A 20144-nucleotide genomic window follows, 5' to 3' on the forward strand; every position below is an offset into this window, starting at 1 on the left:
AGTCAAACCACTTCAGCCAACATAGCGACGATTTCTTTTTCCAACTGACTAATTTCGCCAGCGATCTCTTCCAGTGGACGTGGCGGCTCATAGACATAGAAATGGCGATTCAGCGGAATCTCGTAACCAACCTTGGTTTTGCTATGGTCAATCCAGGCATCCGGCACATGCGGCAACACCTCAGCGGCCAGGTAGGCCTCACAATGGTCTTTTACCAAGGCTAGCAGCTGCTCATGGCCGGTTTCGTTGTCGTATTTCAGCGGTAAGGGCAGGCTGATATCGTTGGGCAGAGTCACATTCTCGGTATCACGCAACTCCGGATCTGGCTCTGGATTGCCCTTCTTGTCACGGCAAATGTCGGCTTGTGGGTCTCGTTCTGACAGTGCCGCCAGTATTGCCTTCTTCACCGGCGCACCTACCTTGAGGTCGGTTTTTTTCAAAGCCTTATTCAATACCGCTTCGAATTTGTCCCGGTTCTGATAAAGGATGCTGCCATCCAGCTCTTCCAGCAGGTCTTTAATGGCAGCTTGTGTCTGTTTGCCCGCCTCAATTTCTGCCTGATAGGCCGCTTGGTCCTTACGCTTTTTACTGGTGGCCAGGTTGGCAAAGGCCCGCTGCTCGTCGAGCCGAGCAATTCTCTGAGAGCTGGCCTGGAAATTCAGCCTTAGAGGGCGCTCCACTGTGATTTTCAGATAGCCAAACTCGTGGTTATCAAAGATCTTGCTGACGGTACGGGTTTCGGTTCCGGTCGGTTTTGATGAACCTTTGGTATGTACCGGCGCTACGGAGGTCGCCTCATGCTGATGTTCAGCGTACAGGCGCACCAGCTCGCGGATATGCTCCTCGGCCAGCTCGTTGCGCTTGTTGCCCAGGCTTTTATCCATCTTTTTGTAGTGGTGGGTGCCGTCGATTAGCTGTACTTTGCCGCGGCGGTGTTCGGGCTTGCGGTTACTGACAATCCAGACGTAGGTGTAGATGCCGGTGTTGTAGAACATCTGGTCCGGCAGGGCCACGATGGCATCGAGCAGGTCGTTTTCAATAATCCAGCGTCGAATATTGCTCTCACCACTACCGGCATCACCGGTGAATAACGGGGAGCCGTTGAAAACCACGGCAATCTTCGAGCCGTCACCACCTTCATTAATGCCATCCACCAGTTTCGGCGGGTTGTGCATCTTGGAAATCATGTGTTGCAGGAACAGTAGCGAGCCATCATTGATACGGGGCAGACCGGCACCGAAGCGCCCGGAAAAGCCCTGGTCGTCGTACTCCTCACGAACGAAATCTTCTTCCGGCTTCCATTCAACCCCAAAAGGCGGGTTGGAAAGCATGTAGTGGAATTTCTTCTCCTGGTGGCCATCGTGGGGCACAAAACCGTTGTTTTTATTTTTGGCGTCTTTCACACCCAGGGTGTCGCCATAGATGAGGTTGTCGATGGGTTCGTCTTTGATCAGGAGGTCTGAGCAACAAATGGCGTAGGATTCCGGATTGTACTCCTGGCCGAACAGCTCGATGTGGGCATCGGGGTTCAATCCTTCATGGGTACCGTCACCGCAAATGTACTTTTCAGCTTCCGAGAGCATGCCACCGGTACCGGCTGTGGGGTCGTAGATACTCCGGTAAATGCCTGGGGCGAAAATGCCTTCTTCATCGGTAAACAACAACTGCACCATCAATCGGATGACTTCACGGGGGGTAAAGTGGTCCCCAGCCTCTTCATTGGCCTGTTCATTGAACTTTCTGACCAGCTCTTCAAACAGATAGCCCATCTGTAGGTTGCTGAGGGTCTTGGGCGAGAGGTCAATCTCGCTGCTACAGAACTCCTTGAGGATCAGGTACAGGCGGTTGGCCTCGTCCAGCTTGGCAATTTCTGCTTCAAAATCAAACTTGTCAAAGATGTCCCGAGCGCGTGGTGAGAAACCCTGGATGTAGGCAATCATGTTGCCCGCAATGTTCGGCGGATCAGCCAGCAGCTTATCGAAGGTGAAGCCGCTGGTATTGAACAGTTCCTGTTTGCGGCCACTGGTGGCAATGCGCGAAAGCGCCTTTTCCAGTGCAGGGCCGGTTATGCCGCGGGCTTCCAGGCGTTCCTTCTCAGCCAGTACCTTTTTCTGGTTTTCCGCCAATACCAGGTCAAACCGACGCAAGACGATCATTGGCAGCATTACTCGCCGGTATTGGGGTGGCCGATAGGGGCCTCGCAGTTTGTTGGCGATATTCCAGATGAAGCCGACAAGGTTCTGATGATGGTTTTGCTGCATGCTGTTCTCGGTATTGAATTCAGGTTCTAGAGCGTTTCGGCTGCCTTACCATGCATTCCGGTATGGGCAGGGTGCCAAGGGAGTGTTAGCGCAGTGTCTGCAAATACTGTGGCGGCGTAATCGCAGGTGATGTTCCTGCCCAGGCAACCGCTGATCCGGGCTACAGTCTACGTTTAAAGCTTTCACATGGGAAAGTCCCTGCTGCTTTTCCAGATACTAAGGTGATGGCCTATAGAGCCCGCAGGTTAGGGCGGCGATTTCTTTAGCAGATCAGGTGTATTTGGAGCCTGATTTACAGGTGCTCTCCCTAACTTTTCCAGCTATAAAAAGGAAAAATACTACTTTTGGACCAGTAGAGGTTATCTATGGAAAGCGTCGCTGCAATTACTCGTGAATCGCTTTACGAGGAGGTTTGGGCTGAGCCTGTCTCCAGGGTCGCACCGCGCTATGGGATCTCAGGTGTTGCATTGGGAAAAGTGTGTCGCAAGCACAAAATACCTTTGCCGCCCAGAGGATACTGGGCAAAAATCAATGCTGGCCGTTCACCGAAAAAGCTCCCGCTTCCTACCGGCAAGGAGTTTGAAAACTACTCCCTGCCTCTGAGTCGATCGCGCACCTACAACCCGAGTAACCCCGATGCCTCGCGGAAAAAGGCTACCACTGCCCAAGAGCGGATAGGATTTATTGATGTACCGGAGGTGCTGGAGTCACCGCACTCCTTGATAAGGACCGCATCCAAGCGATTGAGGCGACAGACAGGTTGGGACAACTACAAGGGGCTGCGCTCGGCGCAGGAAGAAATATTCCACTTCGAAGTGACTCGCGATGCCATTGATCGGGCACTATTGATAGGTGACACACTGATTAAAGCCCTTGAACGCCAGGGTATGAAGGTGTGGGTGGATACTGAGAAACGTCGTACCCTGATAGGGCTGCGCGAAACCTCTTTGACAATCGCCATTAGTGAGCATGTTGCCAGGACCAAGCACGAGGTAACCGCGGGGGAGAAAAAGGCAATTGAGCGCTGGCAGCGATCGCCGAATCGCTGGGGAAGTGGATACCATTATCCAAGGCCGCCTGATTACGACTACCACCCAACCGGGAAACTGACGATTTCAATCGGCGGCTATCCCTCCAGAAGTTGGGGTGATACGCCAAAGACCTTGCTGGAGCAAAGGCTGCACCAAGTTGTTGCCGGTGCATTGGACCTGATTGAAGAGCAGCGTATCCGAACTGAGGAACAGGAGCGCAGGCGCCTGGCATGGCAAAAGGCAAAAGATCGGTACGATCGCCAGGTGGAGCTCCGGAAACAGGAGCTGGAGAAACTTGAAAAGTTGAAGGCGAGTGCTACCCAGTGGCTGGAAGCTGAACGGTTACGACAATATATCGATGCGGTAGAACAATCAGCGGTAAGGAATGGTGGGGCAAGTGAGGAACTTGCAGACTGGATTGCTTGGGCTCGGATGAAGGCAGATTGCATTGACCCATTGGTAGCTGTATCGGATTCGATTATAGATAGCCCAGATCCAAGGTCGCCGGGCTATTATTACTGACAGGACTGATGCGTACAGAAATCAGCGAGTACCTATTGGAGATTCACTCGTGAAGGACCAAACCAATACCTTGGAAGAACAACGAGCGGCAGCTTGGGAGGCGGCCATTGAGGCGTTTGACGGCGATGCAAAACTAGCAGAATGCTGGCTAAATCAACCGATTAACGTTCTCGGGAACGAAACGCCGATCGATTTTATGAATAGCCTCGAACGCATTCGAATTGTCAGAAGCGTCATCGCAAAACTTGAACACGGATTTCCGTAGACAAAGGTTTTCTATCGTAACCGATTACTGGAGAGCAGAGAGCCTGCGACTGACCGCTTTAAGCGCCAGGTCCAAGCCCGGCCCTGCACCAAAAAACTCGTCGCAAAAATTCCAGCAGCCGAACACGGACATCTGAGTCTACAGTTGAATCGCAACATCGCATTCACTGATAGGAGACGCAGAGATGTCCAAGTCACGTAGCAAAGGCACAAACCAAAACGCGAATCACCATTCGGATCAACTGAATTCGAATCGCGGCACGAATGGAACAAATCCCGCCAACGCCCACGTTAATGGCAACCGCGGCGGCCAATTGAACCCAAATCGAAAACGATAAGGAAGCGGACAGGCAAAAGCCCCCACGCTACTGGGGGCTTACCTCGCATTTGACTATGACAGAATCCATCAGTTTTCCAACTCAAGGTGAGCTGGTCACCTACGCCTTCAAAGCCTTTGGGCTATTGCCCACAAAATATGATCGTGACTCCGAATTCCGCGACAAGGCTAAAAGCTTTCAGAAGCTACTGAGCAGACTGAAAGATGAAGAGGGCCAGCTCACAAAGAATTTCGAGAAGGCTCTCGGGACATTCGATGAACGCCTTTCCCAGTATCTCGACGACCAGCAGGCCCGGAGTATCATCCTGGGTGTTTTGGCTGATCTCTACCGAGAATACAACCGGACGATAATCGAGGAAGGCACATACCGTCCAAAAAACGATACGCTGCTGTATTTTCTGTTCACTCGCGCCACGTCAACTTTGGTGGAAGCCGCCACGTTCCATTTGCTTCGTCAGCACAAATTGTCTGGAGAAGACCTAGTGCCCTATCTGGATTTGTTTCTTCCCGACATTTCCACTGAAGGTGAGACAATCTGGCCGATGGCTAAGGTCATTCGCTGGATTTATTCCGAAGCGGACTATTCCCAAATACAATTCCACGCTCCCGGAAGAGGCCCAGCCGCAGATAATCCAACGTTAGAACAAAATCTTGAGAATGCTGGAAACTGGGTAAGAGACGATGCGTTTCCGGCCTTGCCTTCGTTGCTGGCCAACTTCCAGTCTTCTCTGGCGCGGCAGGAAGGTATTCGAAAGATCCCCGAGAGTCTGAGCTCATCCATGACGCTGCGACTTACACTGGCTCGAATATCGACGGCTGTGTGCAAGGATATTCTGGCGGTCTATGGAGTGGGCGTTCTTAAGCAACTGACCGCAAGCGTGCGGCTCTACTTCACTGCGATTGCCGATGAGGTGAAAGAGTTTAGAAGCGAGCTCAGACGGGAATACAAAACAGACGATCTGAGTCAGGTCCCTGATCCGGTCTGGCAAGCTGCATGCTCACACTATTCAGAGTTCTTCCTATTTAAGAAACAGAAGGCGCTTGAGACTCTTCAAAAGCTCTATACTGGTGATTCCGAAATCCCATTTAAGCCGGTCGTTATCGAGAAGCTCGCAGGTGACATTGGACAGTACCCCGTGGTCACTCGCATAGATCAAATGTTGTTTAGCTCCGCCTGGTTTCCCAGCCCAGAGTTTGAATGCTTACTCAACCGAGGGTTTGAACTGAAGCAAGATACGCGGACAACAGAGGCGGAAGTTGATCGGTTTGAGCAGGAACTGTCAGCGGCCAACATGCAGGAGCAGTTAGCCTGGCTTGGACCATGGCTTAGAGCCGTTTGTCTCTATAGAGCAGAACGTTTCGCAGACGCCTTTGAGCACAGCGAGAAAGCGTACAAGCTTGGTAAATACCGGGCCGGGCGAAACCAGTACCGCCTGGTGAACCAATACATGGAATTGTGTGCAAAGACCGATCGCCGTCTAAGGTTCAAACAGGCTCTCGATTGGGCGAATTATGCGGGCATCGAAGTTCGATGGATACGTTCTGAACAGCAAACCAAGGAGCAGATCGATAACGCGTTCAAGATCTTGAGCAAGGCAATTTACCCCATCCTGTAACGCTCAGATTGTGGTGCCACCTGCGGCCCCGGTTGTTGTGGGCGGGACTTCTCGCCCGCGCTCAACCTCTGGCATTCGCTATTTCACAGATTGGTCATGCCAGCGTGATACCAGTGAATACAGCCACATCGATTTCGCGTTTGAGTGGCTTCAACATCGGCTGTTCTGGGGCTATGCTCGGAGTTAACCCCAAGCGCCTTTGATAGCAGGTGAGTGAGAAAATTACATTTCCCCGCCGATAATGAGGGCTCAGTATGAACCAAGACAACAATAATCAATGGATTGTGACCCTACGGCGGCCACTCGATTTAGCGTTGTCCTCTCTTGGCGGAGAAGAGTGGAATCTGATTGATGCTGTGTGTGGTAACCCGGCGACCGTAGAGCCAAAGCCCCCTTCGCGCCCGCTGTCGGCGTTGGAGAAAGGGGTTTTACGAGATGGCGGGGCATGCCTACCGGAACCAGATGAAGGTAAAGAGAGCGCCTTGTTGGCGGAAAGCGAGAGCCATTTATTTGCTGCTTGTCGTGCGGTGATCGAAGCCTCTCTCACGGAGGCTGAAGTGGCAGCACTGCTCGGCCTTTTTCCTTCTCAGGTTCGAAGCCTTGCCCTGAATAAGCCACCAAAGCTGCACATGTTTGAGCTAAATAGCACGCCGCTATACCCGTGCTGGCAATTCGACGCTGAGGGAGCGATCCCCCATCTAGGGGCGCTGCTTGCGGTTCTCAATGATTCTGGCGGCTTACCACCTCTAACCCTCCACCGCTTGATGATACTGCCGACTGAGGATTTCGAAACAAAGGATGATCGCCCCATTTCGCCGCGTGATTTCCTTGTTCAGAGGTATGATCCGGCGCCGCTGCTCAGCATGGTGAGCTCCATCAATATCGGTATGTAGACAAGTAATGATCTCGCAAAGATCGTTCTACTTGATTGCACGAGGGGCGCCACGAATATGGAGTGGCCTAGACTCCATAGTCCGCACCTCGAAATGTCGCTGGCATCTGGACGATGTTCAGGACTGGAGTTAGCCGGCTACTGTGGACTTAGTCGGATTTGAATCCAATCTCATGTGCAGGCCTATTTGAGTGGGTTGTATAGGCAAAGACAGGCCAAGCTCTGGGATTCTCTTGCACAGCCATATCGTATTCGACCTCACTCGAAGGAATGCGATTGTCGACGAGGAAATACCCGATCAAGGGTTTGCGAAGGGTGATCCGTTTCCAGTTGCCCCCTTCTTCCAACCCATAATCAGACGCGATTAATGACTGCTGCTCACCGCCTAGGTGTGGGTTCGGCTTCAACTCAAGCTCAACCATCTGTTCCCAATCGGTATCTTCTTTAGGTGGTACTCCGTTGCACCGCTCGAAAGCGGGCGCATTTTCGCCCAATCTCTTATCGCTCTTTGATGCCTTAACCACTTCCGGATTGCTCATGAAGCGGCCGATAAGGAAGTCTCTATAACCCAGGTGATCCCAGCAAAAGGCACGAACGTGGTAACGGTTGTTAACGAAGGCCACAGCTGTCGGAGTTAACCGCCTGACACGTCCCTTCGGGGAGTTCATTGTTGCGATCACAGCATCGATAGACCGCTGGTGCTCAATAGCCGACAACAATCGAGCCAGAACAGGCAAATTATGCCTGCGCTCTAGCATTGGCATTTCTGTGGCGTGCCCAGCGTTGGGCGGCGCGTAATCTTCAATTGACTGCCACTGAAGTTCTTCTCCCGATAACAGTACCGGCTCAAAGCCCTCCGTTGGCTGATGGTAGGGAATGCCCAGTTGGTAGGGTTTCGTCGCTTTTGGAGCGAGCTGCTGATAAAGCTTGATGTCTTTTTGAGCCTGAGGCCGGGAAATTCCAAACGTTTCCATCAGCATGGTCGTGGTCAGCCGCCGCTCCCACAACAATTGACGTTCGATGAAGCACAAGCGCAGCCACTGTGAATGCGAGAACGCCCCGGCCTCAATTCGCCGACCCGCCAGATTCGTTGCGGACAGAGTGCTAGTATCTGCGGTGATCGCAGGTTTTATGTACTGCAAATACTGCATGGCAGGGCCCTTCAGCTACTGATTGCGTTCGCCTGTCCGGAAGTTTAAGCCAATACTGTATAAATATCATCTACCAATATTAAATATAGGGGTGTATAAAATAGATACTGTCCGGCAAGTCCGGGTGCCGATCTTTAAGGGGTGCGTCGGTGAGTTTCGCCACACTTAACACCAATCTGTTCAAAGCAATCGCTGGAGATAATGGGCGATTAATGCTCGACCTGTTAGTAGAGCTCGATGTGTTCCTTGATCCGGCGCAGCTGGCGGATGAGCCGACGCCACAACAGGTGAGAGTTTTTCTTCGCGACTACATCGCCAATAGTCACTTACGCCTGGAAATCGAATCAGGTGAGGCAGTAACCACCCCGCAAACTCCAGAACAGTATGTTTACTACCGGTTGCGCGATACAGGATGGATCCGGGAAGAGCTCGAAAGCGGATACCGCTATGTGGTCTGGATGGCTCAAGAAGGTAGGCGACTACTGCAATTCCTCAGGAGTATGGGCGCTGAACACCCATCCCTTGGTGTGGTTTGCTTGTCGGTGCGCTCTAACCTTGCCGAAGTGGTTAAGGATCCGGCGAATGGGTCTTTGATCCGAAAAGCAACGGATGACATGGAGGGCTTCCTCAACCGCCTCAGAGCTCTCGTGGGCAATATTCGCGAAATACACCATATGATTAGTGGCGGGGACGCGCCGGGCAGTGGGAACTTCAATTTCTACTTTGAAGAGTACCTGGGTGAGCTATTTCTGCCGAACATTGAGAAACTCGCTTTGAAGGGCAACCCCAACCTTCATGCCAGCAAAATTCGCAAGTTGGTAAGTGATATACGATTCAATCCGGAGCGGCTGGCGGTGTGTGCTAAGGCCTATCAGCGGGACGATATAGCGCACCCTTCGACTGAGACGGTCGAGGCTGATCTGGATCGACTTAGCAATGCATTTGACGGTATTGGGCCCTTGTTCAAAAAAACACAGGACTATGCGCGGCGCATTACCCGTCGAATGCATGAAAGAATTAAATACACCGTGCACACCCCCAGCAATATAGGCCAACAGATTGAGGATTTGCTTGATCGTATTGGTCGGGATGATTCGATTGAAACCCTGCCCAGTCCACTCATCAGCGAAAAACTGCTCTCCGAAGGTCGTTTGGCCAAACCTAAGGCGAAATCGGTACCGGCGGTCGCAACGGTTCGCAGGCAATCCAAGCCCTTGTGGGAAAAGCGAGCCTATAACCAGCTCAAACAAGAGCACATTCACTTCCAGAGGTATGACCCTGACCGTGTGGTGAGCTTTATTGAGACGAATATGGGCGACCGGGCGCAGATGACCACCGATGACCTGACCATCAAGACTGCTGACGACATGATGGCAGCGTTGCACCTGCGCTTATTGGCGCAAGGTGTTTCCAAAACCCACGCTCTTTACCCCCTATTAGCTGAGTACAGCGTTACCTTCGACGAGCACGAATGGACACAGCTTGAATACATGGCCGGTCGTCGATTGATTATCACCAGGCAGGCCTTCTCGGAGATATCACGAAATGATTAATGACATTGTGCTGAGAGAGCTAAAAGAAATTGCGTCGCGAAACTCCGACGACTACGCCGACACTCTCAGAAAAACAGCTGCCTACCTGCTCCAGAAGCAGTGGGCCTGGAAAGGTAAGCGAGGGCAGAAAGAGCACTTCAAAGTCTGCGAGGACAATGCCACATACTTCCATAAGCTATTCGATGCAATGGACATGGACTGGTATTACGATCGCAACTTTGGGTATGTGGGGGTGCTGCCCAGAGGCACTGGAAGCCAGCTGGATGTCACGGCCACCGTGTTTCTGCTGATATTGCGCAAAATGTATGACACTGAGGCCTCAATGGGTCGCACGGACCTTGGCCGCGTCACGCCGCCAACCGTGGAGCTGCTTAATCAGTATGAGCAAGTTAAAGGTGAAAGACCGATATTGACCGCTACCACCGAGGCCCTAGATACCCTTCGAAAGAGGGGCATCATTGAACTTGGGCCCAGAGATCCGGACACCAAGCTTCCTGATGTGACGGTTTTGCCCAATATAACACGAGTGGTAGGCCCGGCCTTTCTTGGATCGCTCGAAAACTTCATGAACAGCTACGCTACAGACTCAGAACCCGGAGATGAGTCACACCTGACCACTGACCCTGCGGAGGCATCTGATGACAACGCCGAATAACCCAATGCCAGCGCATCTCCTTCAAAATTTTGTTTTCGCACAGTGGTATCTCTTGGATCTGGAAACCCTGGATGTGGGTGTAGCCGCCTCTCTCTTGTCGGGTGAGAATGGGGCCGGGAAAACAACGATATTTGATGCCATCCAGTTTGTTCTGATGGGAGGAGACCAAAGGCGTATTAGTTACAACGCAGCCTCTGACGGAAAAGCGTCAGGACGCTCTGCCAGAAGCTACGCCCTGGGCGAGTTCAAGGAAAAAGATGCCACCACTTTCGAGCGGGAAAGTGCCAATACCTACATTTTTCTGAATTGGTACGACCATCACCGGCGGCCCTATTCGTTTGGGGTCTCGATCCACGCTACTCAGCAATCGGCCAGCATTGAAACTCGTGGTCACATCATCAAAGGGCGCCATGTCTCGGAGGTAGACCTTTTATCCTCGGAGGACACTTTTTTACCGTGGCGTGACTTCGTTGATCGTATGAAGTCGACCGCCAAAGAGTACCGGGGTTCGATGAGCTACGAGATGATCGACGGGGCAAGGATTATGCGTGAAAAGTTCGCCGAGATGATGTCGGTTGATCAAACGCGCAGCGGGAAAATTGAGCCCGAAATGCTGGTCAAAACATTGTCCAGTGCGTTGCAGCTGAAGATGGATAGTCCGATTGATTCGTTTATCCGCGATTTCATTTTGCCGCCCCAACCCATAGAAACAGAGCAGCTTCGTGAGGATCTGCTTGAGCACCGCCGCATCGAGGATGAAATCACGCGCGCGGAGAGTCACAAACTGGCTCGTGATGCTTTGATCACTGAAACGGATAAGGTGACGAGGCACCGGGCCGATGCCCACTTTGAGTTATGGGTCTCACAGGAGGCTGAAGCGGCCAGGCTTGATGAGCAAAACAGCGATCTTGAGGACCGTCTGGATCAGCAGCTAGACAAGCTTGATGAAGCAGAGCGGACGATTAAGCAACAAACCCCTCGACTGCCTGAGCTTAAACAGCGTCACGAGGACGCTCTGATCGCATGGCAAAACTCAGATGCCGCAAGTCTGAGTAGAACCGTCGAGACGGCAAAGGAAAATGTCACGCAGGCAACCACCCGTTTCGTTGAGCTAAACACCTCCCTCAGAAAAGCGGTGGGTGATATCAGTCGCCAACGCTTTGCTGACACTCTAGACATTTTAAGTTTTGAACAACTGGCGGAGCGGTGGACCGAATGTTCCGATCTTCTCGCCCGCGCTGACACTGCCAGTCTCAGTCCATCAGATCACGAAAATACCGCCACGGTCACTGCGGCTCTTCTGGATGCCCGACCGGTCTTAGATGAAATTTCCACACGACTTGAAATGGCAGATAAACAGGTCAGCCATGAACTGAAACAAATCAACGATGATGGAGCAGCACTTCAATCACGAGTTGAAAGGTTGAAGAAGGGGCTTTCGGACATTCATGCGTCAACCAGCCTAACCATTGAACTCTTAAGGCAGAAGGGTATTCAGGCGGTGCCCGTCTGTGATGCATGCGAGATCACCAATTCTGAGTGGCAAGAAGCTGTTGAATCCTATCTCGGGCCGAATCGCGAAGCTCTCGTAGTTGCAAAAGAAGATTTTGGTCACGCACTTGAGATCTACGAAGCTACTCAGAAACAAAGCCCACGCATCAGGCGAGCACGCCTTATCAACCCAGATTTAGCCCTGCGCGAAGACAAATCTCCCACTGCAGGAATGGTCTCAACATTGATTGAAACCCAGGACCCTGTAGCCCGGGGTTTCATGAACATCATCTTGGATCGAACCAAGATGGCCGCGACCCGTGATGAACTCAGGCGCGAACGTAAAGCATTGATGGCCTCCGGTTTGACGGCCGGAGGCGCAACGATTGGCGGCACCTCTCAAATTGACGGTCTGCTGATTGGTAAGCATGCCAAAGCTCAGCAGCTGGAACGGCTGGAAAATGAGCTTGGTAGCCTGGCCCGGCGGGTAGCCAGGTTTAATGGCCCTGCGACAACGCTGAGCAAGCTTAACCGTCAGTGGGCGGGCTTTTGTGCGGCGGTCACCGATGGCGCCGTCGCGCTGCAAGAAGGAAGTCAAAACCTAGCAGCCTACGAGCAAGCTCTCTCCGATGCCAGGGAACAGCTGCAGCCTCTTACCTCTGAAGATGAGCGTCTTAAGAGCGCCAAAGAGAAGGCAGACCAGGACTACCATGACTGCAATGAAAAAATCACACAGGCAAGAAACGACAAACTACAGGCAGAGGCTACCATCAAAAGCCTGAAAGCTGACTTGGAGCAGTTTCGTCCTTTACTGGAGAGGGCCCAGGAGCAACGCCGGAAGGCAGAGGCATCTGAATTGCACGACACGAATAAGGCGCTGGAACGCTGGGAAGCCTATGAACAGAAATACGAGGGGGCTGAGGGTCGCTACGCACTGATTCGAAATGAGGCGGAAGGGAAGAAAAATACCGCCCGGGAAAAAGAACTGAGGTCACGTGGAGACCTGCATGTAAAAGTGATCGAATTCACCAATGATTTTTCAGAAGACATTGCCAATCGAGCTGAACTTCTGGAGGCTGCCAAGCCTGAGAACAATAACCCTGAGGCCTATTTTGTCATTAAGACTGATTGCACCGATTGGGTGGAGCGTATCCTCGCCGCTCAGCTACTGGATCATCGACAAGCTGCTCAGGAAGCTGCTGAGAAAATGGAAATGAACTTCCGGGGCATCATCGTCGGGGAGCTTCAGAATCGCTTTGAGCAGATGCGGTACACTTTCCAGCAGCTCAACAGTGTTCTCAAGAGGATTCCTTTCCATGACAACATTTACAGCTTTCACTTCAAGCTCCGTGAGACCGAGACCCTGGCGACCGTATATGAATACATAACAACCGTGGATAGGGAGCAGGCCGAGTTGGTTGGCACCTTGTTCGAGAAAGATTCTGAGCATCCGGCCCTTGAGCTTCTGAAAGAGGCTCTGATCTCTGGGGATGACCTTATTAACGAGATCAGGGATTACCGCTCGTTCTTCCAATACGATATGAAAATGCGTAATCCCAACACGGGGGAAGAGCGCCGGGTAACCGAAATGCAAAGCACCGGTTCAGGCGGGGAGAAGCAGACTCCCGCCTATATCGCCCTGGCGGCGAGTTTCATGAATGTTTACAAGATCCGTGAAAACTCACCTCGCGGTGCCTCTCTGGTTCTCCTCGATGAAGCGTTCAACAATATGGATGGCGGGAACGCCAGTGGCGCGGTTGCCTTTCTGAAAGAGATTGGTCTGCAGCTAATAGTGGCCGCGCCGCCTGAGGTCACCCTCAAAATCGGTAAGGAAATGGACCAGATATACACCATCTGCCGGGAAGGCCGTGATGTGGTTATCGACCACACGAAAATTTTCGAGGGAGGGCATAAGCTGATTGATCAACGCAATCCAGTTTATCACCCCGAGCTTGTCACTGAGCGAGCGGCTGCACTAAAAGCCAAATCGGAGACGGTCACAGGGGTATGAGCAATCACATCGAGACATTCCTCGCCCAACTGATCAAGCACATTGATAAGCCAGATGGTGTAGAGCCTCAAGCACGGATACGCATTACAGATCACGCCTATCGGTGGTACTTCGCTCTCAACAATAGTGAAAAAACGGCCCTCCACCAAAGTTTAGAAGCGCTGCAGGATCTCGACATTCAGTATCAGCGCCGAGTGGCTCTGGGAGCATTCAGGCATATTGAGGCGGTCCAAATTACTGATGGACGCCGGCTCATGGCGTCTCAGAGGCTAACTCCGCTGGCGGATGACATACAGCTCGCCTTCGAACAGCTTGAGGCCGCTGAGTTCAATGTTCCCTGGTGGGAGACAACGAAGCGCGATGTGGCAGAGGCATGGTCAGCCAACAAGACATTCAATGGCGTTAAACGACAGCAATCCACGCGGCTTTTCGATGCCATGAAGGTTGTCGAGTGGATCGTTCAGTCGGAAGACACCTCGCCAGTCCCTGATATGAGAGCCCTCAGCACGATGCTCTTTAATAACTCCAAGAAGCTTGAGGAGAAGAGTTTTGCGAATCTGATTCGTCGTTTGATGCTTGGCCAACTGGACGATGACGTAGCAAACCTGATGGACGATGGACCAAAGTTGCTGGAGTATTTTGGGATCAGCAAATACCCAATGCCGATGCGGTTAAAGGCGAGCGCCCAGCTAGTCTGCCGAGGTGTTGTTGATTTGTCTGCGCTCCATTACGGGATTGGTGTTTCCCCGGATGAAGTTAAAGATATTGAGTGGCACCAACGACCACTGTATTTGCTGTTCATCGAGAACCGTGCCAGCTTTGAGCGGTATGTACGGGAGATCGATGATGCGGGTGTTGTCATTTACACGGCAGGGTTTCCGCCTCGTTCCTGGTTGCACGCAATCGAGGTCATCATCGCCGAAATCCGAACTGAAGTACCGGTTTATCACTGGGGCGATCGTGACGTGGGTGGCTACAGAATCCTAGCGTTTCTGGCGAAACGACTTGATATCGATATTCAGCCATACCTCATGGGGGTGGATGCTCCGGTACCAACTCAGGATCGTGACGAAGTCAAAGAAATACCCGTGGTCGGGTTGATGCAGGCGATTGAGTCAGCGCGAGGTTATCCTGCCATTTCTGCGTTGTATGAAGATCTCGGTAAGTGTCAACGTACAAGTTTACCTTGGATTGAGCAGGAACAAATCGCACCCATCAGCCCGCTAGAAAACAGCAGCGTCCTTGATAGTTAAGTTGGTAACTGACCGACCTGGGTGTTTGCTTTGCGGCCCGCGCAGCTTTCCCCGGCTCCTAAACAAAAGCGAACATTCGAGTCAGGCCTTCCTTCTCCCCCCCGAAGGTTCCAAGCTCGTCATTGGCCTTTGATTCATCATGGTTGATGGAGCAACTTTCAGGTGCCAACTAATTCCGGTATAGAGTTAGCGATAATGGGCTAAGCCGATGTTTACCCCGATTGACCTGCCCCCAGCTTTCCAAAGGCCAAAAAAACTGGATATGTGAAGCCCGGCAAAAGATGAACATAAGCATCCGACAATCAAATCTTGAGTCACGGGCTGCTGCCGTATTCCGCAGCAGCTAAGCATTACTTTCCAATGGCAAGCTTCGTTAACTCAGGCATCCTCCTGAATAAGAGCAGCGAGGTCATGCCGAATTTCTTCCCCGCTCAAATCGGGCCGCATTAAAAGGCGAGGGTTACCTTCGCGATCAAATACATAAATCGCGCTGCTGTGTGACACCGCATAATTTCCATCAGCGGCAGGTTCGTCATAACCGAAGGTTGTTCTATATCGTTTTGCCAGTTCACGAAGCTGGGGTTCTTTTCCAGTGAGTCCTACAATATTGTCGCCGAAGAAATCCACGTATTTTGCGAGACGCTCAGGCGTGTCACGTTTCGGATCGACACTCACGAACAAAGTGAGTACTTCATCCTGAAGCGCGGGGTCCAGGCCACTGGTTGCCTGATTGAGTTTTTGCAGGGCGGTCGGGCAAACATCGGGGCACGAGGTGAACCCGAAAAACAGCATTCTCACGCGGCCACTGTAATCATCGCCAGATACAGACTTGCCCTGGCTATTGATCAGGTCGAATTCCAGCTCAGGCATCAAGCCACTGATGTTTTTACCGTTCCAGTCTTCCTCGTCATTGCCAAAGCAACCAGTCAGCAATAGGGCTGCTATCAGCGTTAAGGTCGCCGATATGATGTTGGTGCGCTGTCGCCAGAAGCGAGTTCTCATGACGCTGTTTCCTCAAGTTGTTTGGATTGGTTGGTATATTTTCCGTCCTGATGCATGGCTCGCCGGAGCATCAGAAGAATGCCAAGAATGCTCATCATGGCCGGAGGAATATAGGTCAGCATGCCGCCCAGTAGCTGGTCGACTTCCGGGTCCAGCGGCCAGGCCCTGCCACAGACTTCGTAAACGTCATAGACCATGTCACGTGAAAACACGATCCACGCCCCAAGAAACATCTGAAGCACACCTGCGGCAGCCAGAACCAACATGCGTCTGCCATACCCCAGCGATGAGGTGATCGCCGGCGGTCTTGGATCAAAGATCAACCACCAGAACAGCAGGCCATCCAGCAACATGCTCCAGTTCATGACCCAATACAGATCCCGGCTGAGCATGGCGTCAAAATGGATTGATGGCCACAGCCAGAAATAGATAAGCCCGACAAACAGGAAAAGGGCGATAAAAGGCTGTTGCAGAACGTTATAGACCCAGCCCAGAGGCCTCAATGTATGCCTCCAGCCCGGGCTGATTTTTGCGAACCAGAACCGCATGACCGGTAAAGGGTTGGACAGGGCGATCAGGATCGGACCGATATGATGAAGAATCAGGTGCTGACCCCGATGGACGAAGAACATGTATTGTGCGTAGTAATCGAAGCGGGTCTGCATCACCGCATAACAGATCAGTACCCCCAGGGTGAACGCAAAGATCCGCAGTGAGCCTGGCCGGTCCTGTTCCGGCATCCGAATTAGCCCGACGCCATAGAATCCCATCACGAGCATGTAGCTGAGTATGGTCAGCGGCGAGAAATCGTAGGGTAAAAGGTAGTCAAGCAGTGACATAGCGTTGCCGGTTGTTTTGTTGTTATTTCAGTGACCCTACCTTGGATGTCACCAGGTCGTACAGTTCCTGAGGCCCCAGGCGGCTCAAGGTGTCTCCGTTAACGTAGAATGTTGGGGTTCCGGAAATTCCAACCGCCTTAACGTCCGCAGCATCCTGTTGAATAATGCCGTCAATCTCGGGTGAGTTCATACCGGCCCGGGCGGCTTCTACGTCAAGCCCGGCTGACTCCGCCGCATCCCATGCTGCGGCGACCTTTGGATCATCGTGCCATTTCGGTTGTGCTTCCATAACAGCGTCCAGTACCGGCTCATAGACCCCCTGTTCACGGGCGGTTTCCAGGATTCTGACGGCCTCTTCCGAGCCTTTGTGAAACAATACGTAGCGCAGTACCAGACGCACGTTGTCCGGGTAGGCAGCCTGAATCTGTTTCACATAGGGATGCATGGCGCGACAACCTTCGCAGGATGGGTCGAAGAACTCGACAATGGTTACCGGCGCGTCCTCAGGGCCAATAACGGGAGAGTAATCCCTCACCAGTGGCGTTTTTTCAACAACGGCGGGTTCATTAGTGCCCTGGGAGCGATCGTAAATAACAAAAGCACCAGCAAAGACAACCAGACAAAAAAGAAGGAGACTGATGACCAGGGTTCGGGTTTGCACGGGAGATCTTCCTATTTTAAATGAGTTTACGGGTTTCAGATTATTCAGGTGTCCGGTAGCAGCCGACTAGGCACCCACCGCAGATAAAGCATCATTCCAAACAGTTCCAACAAAGACTGGACGACAATCACCACGACGGCCACAGCCCAGGCCTCTGGCATTGACAGTGCCAAAGGTAAAACCACGAAGGAGTTGCGTGTTCCTAGGCTGAAGATGACGGTGCGACCGGTTTCTACCGGTAATCGAAAGACCCGGCGCAGAGCCTTTCCAACCAGAGCCGCAGCTAGAAGATAGGCCGGAAACAGAATCATCAAGGGCCAGATAAGTGAGCCGGTACTGTCGATCTGGCTGACCTGTGTCATTGAGATGATGAACAGTACGACTGTCAGCAGAGGGACCGGCATCAGACCCATGAAGCGAATGAACCCGATGGCTTTTCTGGAGTTTTCGGCCCATTTTTCAGTCAGAAATGCCAGGATAAGCGGGACAATAATCAGCCCGCCAAAGGCCGGCAGGAGGTGCCGCCCAAGCTCAAGATTCACGTCGAACTGATTACCCATGAAAAGCCAGAGGTAAAGTGGAAGAAGACCCAGTTGAGCAATCAGCAGAACCGGTGTTGCCGCAATGGCTCGGGTGCTGTCCCCCTTGCCTAGGTGAGTGAAGGTGACAAACCAGTCGGTACAGGGCATCAGCAATACCAGAAGCACTCCCAACTTCAGCGCGTCATTGTCCGGCAGCGCCAATATCAGCAAGGCAGTGATCGCCGGCATGACCAGAAAATTTCCGGTGAGCAAGGCACCCATGAACCGACGGTCCCGGAACATATCAGACAGGTGGGTCAACGGTGTTTGAGTAAATGTGGCGTAGAGCAGAACTCCGAGCAACCCCCAGATTAAGTAATCCGGCACACTGTCACCGAGGGACGATGTCCAATCCACAGACAGTCCGAAAACAACAGCGATGAGGTAGGCCCAGACCTGGTGGCGTTCAATTACGTCTCGCATGGCGTGCTCGTAACCGAGTGGAATGTCGGCCATTCGCAGCATATCTGCCACACGGTACCCTTTTCAGCAGCCCTGCTAGCCATGGCCATAAGTATGGGCATCTTTGTGACTGTGATCAGGATGTTCAAACTCCAATGTTGAATGAGTGATGCCGAACTCGTTTTCCAAAGTTCGTTTTATCCCACCCTTGACTTTTTCAAGTTCATTCCAGGCACTTATTTCGACCACCACATGGGCGTCGAGGGAGGCATCATGCTCACCCATCTGCCAGAAATGTACGTGGTGAAGGTCTAAAACGCCTTCTACGTTTGATAAAGCCTCGATGACAGAATCTGTGTCGATATCCAATGGACTACCCAGCATGAGTGTCCGGATGGTTCCGCCGATTTCCGTTAGACCCAGGTAGAGAATATAGCTTGCGATACCAATTGTGATCGCGGGATCAACCCAACGCATGTCGTACAGGAGAATCAGGGCGCCGCCTACAACGACTGCAATTGACGCAAACGCATCAGACAAGTTGTGTAGAAACAGCGCACGGATGTTGACGCTGTCCTTTTGCATGGAGTAAGTAAGCAGCGCGGTCAAACCATCCACTACCAATGCGATAATGCCAAGCCAAACTACCCACCACCCCTTGATTTCCGGGGGATCTATGAATCGCATGCCACCTTCGTAGATCAAATATGCCCCGATCATTATCAAAGTGGTGTAATTTATGAGTGCCGCAACAACCTCAATTCTCCCGTAGCCAAAGGTCATCTTCGAGTCGGCCGGGCGGCGTGCAATCTTCCGCGCCGCAAATGCGATAAATAGTGACGCCATATCCGAAAAGTTGTGTATAGCGTCGGCTATCAGCGCCAAGCTGCCAGCGAAGATCCCTCCAGCGATCTGAGCCAAGGTTAGGATACCGTTCGCCCAGATAGCTACTGCAACTCTCTTATCCTTAGTATCCGGTGACATGTGAGCATGCTCGTGGCCCATTGTTTTCTCCTTGGTCGTTGCTGTTCAATTAAACGTAGTCGCAACACTCGCTAAGCCTGGCTCAGAGGGCTTAGCGAGTGTTGCGACCGCGCGAAAACTAGCCATTCTGGCGATTTTCCATGTTATTCCCGGCACCTTTCTCGGCTGTGAAGCTCGTGACCAAAATCATGGCCACGCCCAGGACGATGAACACGTCGGCAAGGTTGAACGCCGGCCAGTGCCGGGATTGCCAATGAAAATCCAGGTAATCGACAACATAGCCTCGAAAAACTCGGTCGATGACATTTCCAAATGCACCGCCAAGTACCATCGAATAGGCTAGTGCTTCGGTTCGCTTATGGCTGTCCCGAATCAATTTGACCAGAACAGCCGAGACGACAATGGCTATCGCAATAAAAAAATATCGCTGCCAGCCACCGCCATCGGCAAAGAGACTGAAGGCAGCGCCTTTATTCCATACGTGCACCCAATTAAAGAAAGGGGTGATCTCAACCGATTGTCCGTAAGCCATGGATTGCTGGACGAGCCATTTAATAAGTTGGTCGGCCAGAGCTATAAGTGCCGAAAAGCCGAGAAAAGTGAGCGTAAAAAAGCGAGAACGGTCTTCAGACATCGAA

Annotated in this window: 16 protein-coding genes; 8 read left to right on the forward strand and 8 right to left on the reverse strand. The window is 52.2% G+C overall.

Going from position 1 to position 20144, the window contains the following annotated elements; all coding sequences use genetic code 11:
* Positions 1–2: 2 nt before the first annotated feature.
* Entirely contained in the window at positions 3–2261 is a 2259-nt protein-coding gene (locus ACZ5Q2_RS04430) for a type I restriction-modification system subunit M (RefSeq protein ID WP_432210422.1), read from the reverse strand.
* Positions 2262–2626: 365 nt separating this feature from the next.
* On the opposite strand from ACZ5Q2_RS04430, the gene ACZ5Q2_RS04435 reads away from it, so the two are divergent.
* From ACZ5Q2_RS04435 to ACZ5Q2_RS04450, 4 genes are all read left to right on the forward strand, one after another.
* Positions 2627–3814, forward strand: a complete 1188-nt coding sequence (locus ACZ5Q2_RS04435; protein WP_432210421.1) for a hypothetical protein — start codon at positions 2627–2629, stop codon at positions 3812–3814.
* Positions 3815–3863: 49 nt separating this feature from the next.
* Positions 3864–4079, forward strand: coding sequence for an antitoxin Xre/MbcA/ParS toxin-binding domain-containing protein (locus ACZ5Q2_RS04440; protein ID WP_432210420.1), 216 nt, complete (start codon positions 3864–3866; stop codon positions 4077–4079).
* Between the two features lie 392 nt (positions 4080–4471).
* Positions 4472–6031: a hypothetical protein gene (locus ACZ5Q2_RS04445; protein WP_432210419.1), complete on the forward strand. Its 1560-nt coding sequence runs from the start codon at positions 4472–4474 to the stop codon at positions 6029–6031.
* A 254-nt stretch (positions 6032–6285) separates the two neighbouring features.
* On the forward strand, positions 6286–6924 hold the full coding sequence (locus tag ACZ5Q2_RS04450; RefSeq protein WP_432210418.1) for a hypothetical protein: 639 nt from the start codon (positions 6286–6288) through the stop codon (positions 6922–6924).
* A 148-nt stretch (positions 6925–7072) separates the two neighbouring features.
* On the opposite strand, the gene ACZ5Q2_RS04455 is transcribed toward ACZ5Q2_RS04450, so the two are convergent.
* Positions 7073–8074, reverse strand: a complete 1002-nt coding sequence (locus tag ACZ5Q2_RS04455) for a WYL domain-containing protein (protein ID WP_432210417.1) — start codon at positions 8072–8074, stop codon at positions 7073–7075.
* A 149-nt stretch (positions 8075–8223) separates the two neighbouring features.
* Here ACZ5Q2_RS04455 and ACZ5Q2_RS04460 point away from each other — a divergent pair, with 149 nt between their 5' ends.
* The 4 genes from ACZ5Q2_RS04460 to ACZ5Q2_RS04475 are packed head-to-tail and all read left to right on the forward strand — an operon-like array spanning position 8224 to position 15037.
* The gene (locus ACZ5Q2_RS04460; protein ID WP_432210416.1) at positions 8224–9627 is read left to right on the forward strand and encodes a Wadjet anti-phage system protein JetA family protein; all 1404 of its coding nucleotides are present in this window, start codon (positions 8224–8226) and stop codon (positions 9625–9627) included.
* Positions 9620–10282 (forward strand): DUF4194 domain-containing protein, encoded by a 663-nt coding sequence (locus tag ACZ5Q2_RS04465; protein WP_432210415.1) that lies wholly within the window; start codon positions 9620–9622, stop codon positions 10280–10282. The genes ACZ5Q2_RS04460 and ACZ5Q2_RS04465 overlap by 8 nt, the downstream gene beginning before the upstream one ends.
* Complete coding sequence (locus ACZ5Q2_RS04470; RefSeq protein WP_432210414.1) at positions 10266–13784, forward strand: SbcC/MukB-like Walker B domain-containing protein; 3519 nt, start codon at positions 10266–10268, stop codon at positions 13782–13784. Before ACZ5Q2_RS04465 ends, ACZ5Q2_RS04470 begins: the two co-directional genes overlap by 17 nt.
* Positions 13781–15037, forward strand: a complete 1257-nt coding sequence (locus tag ACZ5Q2_RS04475; protein WP_432210413.1) for a Wadjet anti-phage system protein JetD domain-containing protein — start codon at positions 13781–13783, stop codon at positions 15035–15037. The genes ACZ5Q2_RS04470 and ACZ5Q2_RS04475 overlap by 4 nt, the downstream gene beginning before the upstream one ends.
* A 378-nt stretch (positions 15038–15415) precedes the next feature.
* On the opposite strand, the gene ACZ5Q2_RS04480 is transcribed toward ACZ5Q2_RS04475, so the two are convergent.
* The 6 genes from ACZ5Q2_RS04480 to lspA form a co-directional block, all read right to left on the reverse strand.
* On the reverse strand, positions 15416–16039 hold the full coding sequence (locus ACZ5Q2_RS04480; RefSeq protein WP_432210412.1) for an SCO family protein: 624 nt from the start codon (positions 16037–16039) through the stop codon (positions 15416–15418).
* Positions 16036–16878, reverse strand: a complete 843-nt coding sequence (locus ACZ5Q2_RS04485; RefSeq protein ID WP_023010648.1) for a cytochrome c oxidase assembly protein — start codon at positions 16876–16878, stop codon at positions 16036–16038. The genes ACZ5Q2_RS04480 and ACZ5Q2_RS04485 overlap by 4 nt, the downstream gene beginning before the upstream one ends.
* A 22-nt stretch (positions 16879–16900) precedes the next feature.
* Complete coding sequence (locus ACZ5Q2_RS04490) at positions 16901–17539, reverse strand: DsbA family protein (RefSeq protein WP_058091791.1); 639 nt, start codon at positions 17537–17539, stop codon at positions 16901–16903.
* 44 nt (positions 17540–17583) lie between these two features.
* Entirely contained in the window at positions 17584–18576 is a 993-nt protein-coding gene (locus tag ACZ5Q2_RS04495; protein WP_197492701.1) for an arsenic resistance protein, read from the reverse strand.
* Positions 18577–18618: 42 nt separating this feature from the next.
* Complete coding sequence (locus ACZ5Q2_RS04500; protein WP_008169406.1) at positions 18619–19527, reverse strand: cation diffusion facilitator family transporter; 909 nt, start codon at positions 19525–19527, stop codon at positions 18619–18621.
* Between the two features lie 97 nt (positions 19528–19624).
* Positions 19625–20140 (reverse strand): signal peptidase II, encoded by a 516-nt coding sequence (gene lspA, locus ACZ5Q2_RS04505; RefSeq protein WP_023011862.1) that lies wholly within the window; start codon positions 20138–20140, stop codon positions 19625–19627.
* Positions 20141–20144: the final 4 nt, after the last annotated feature.

It is taken from the genome of Marinobacter alkaliphilus, assembly GCF_055394375.1.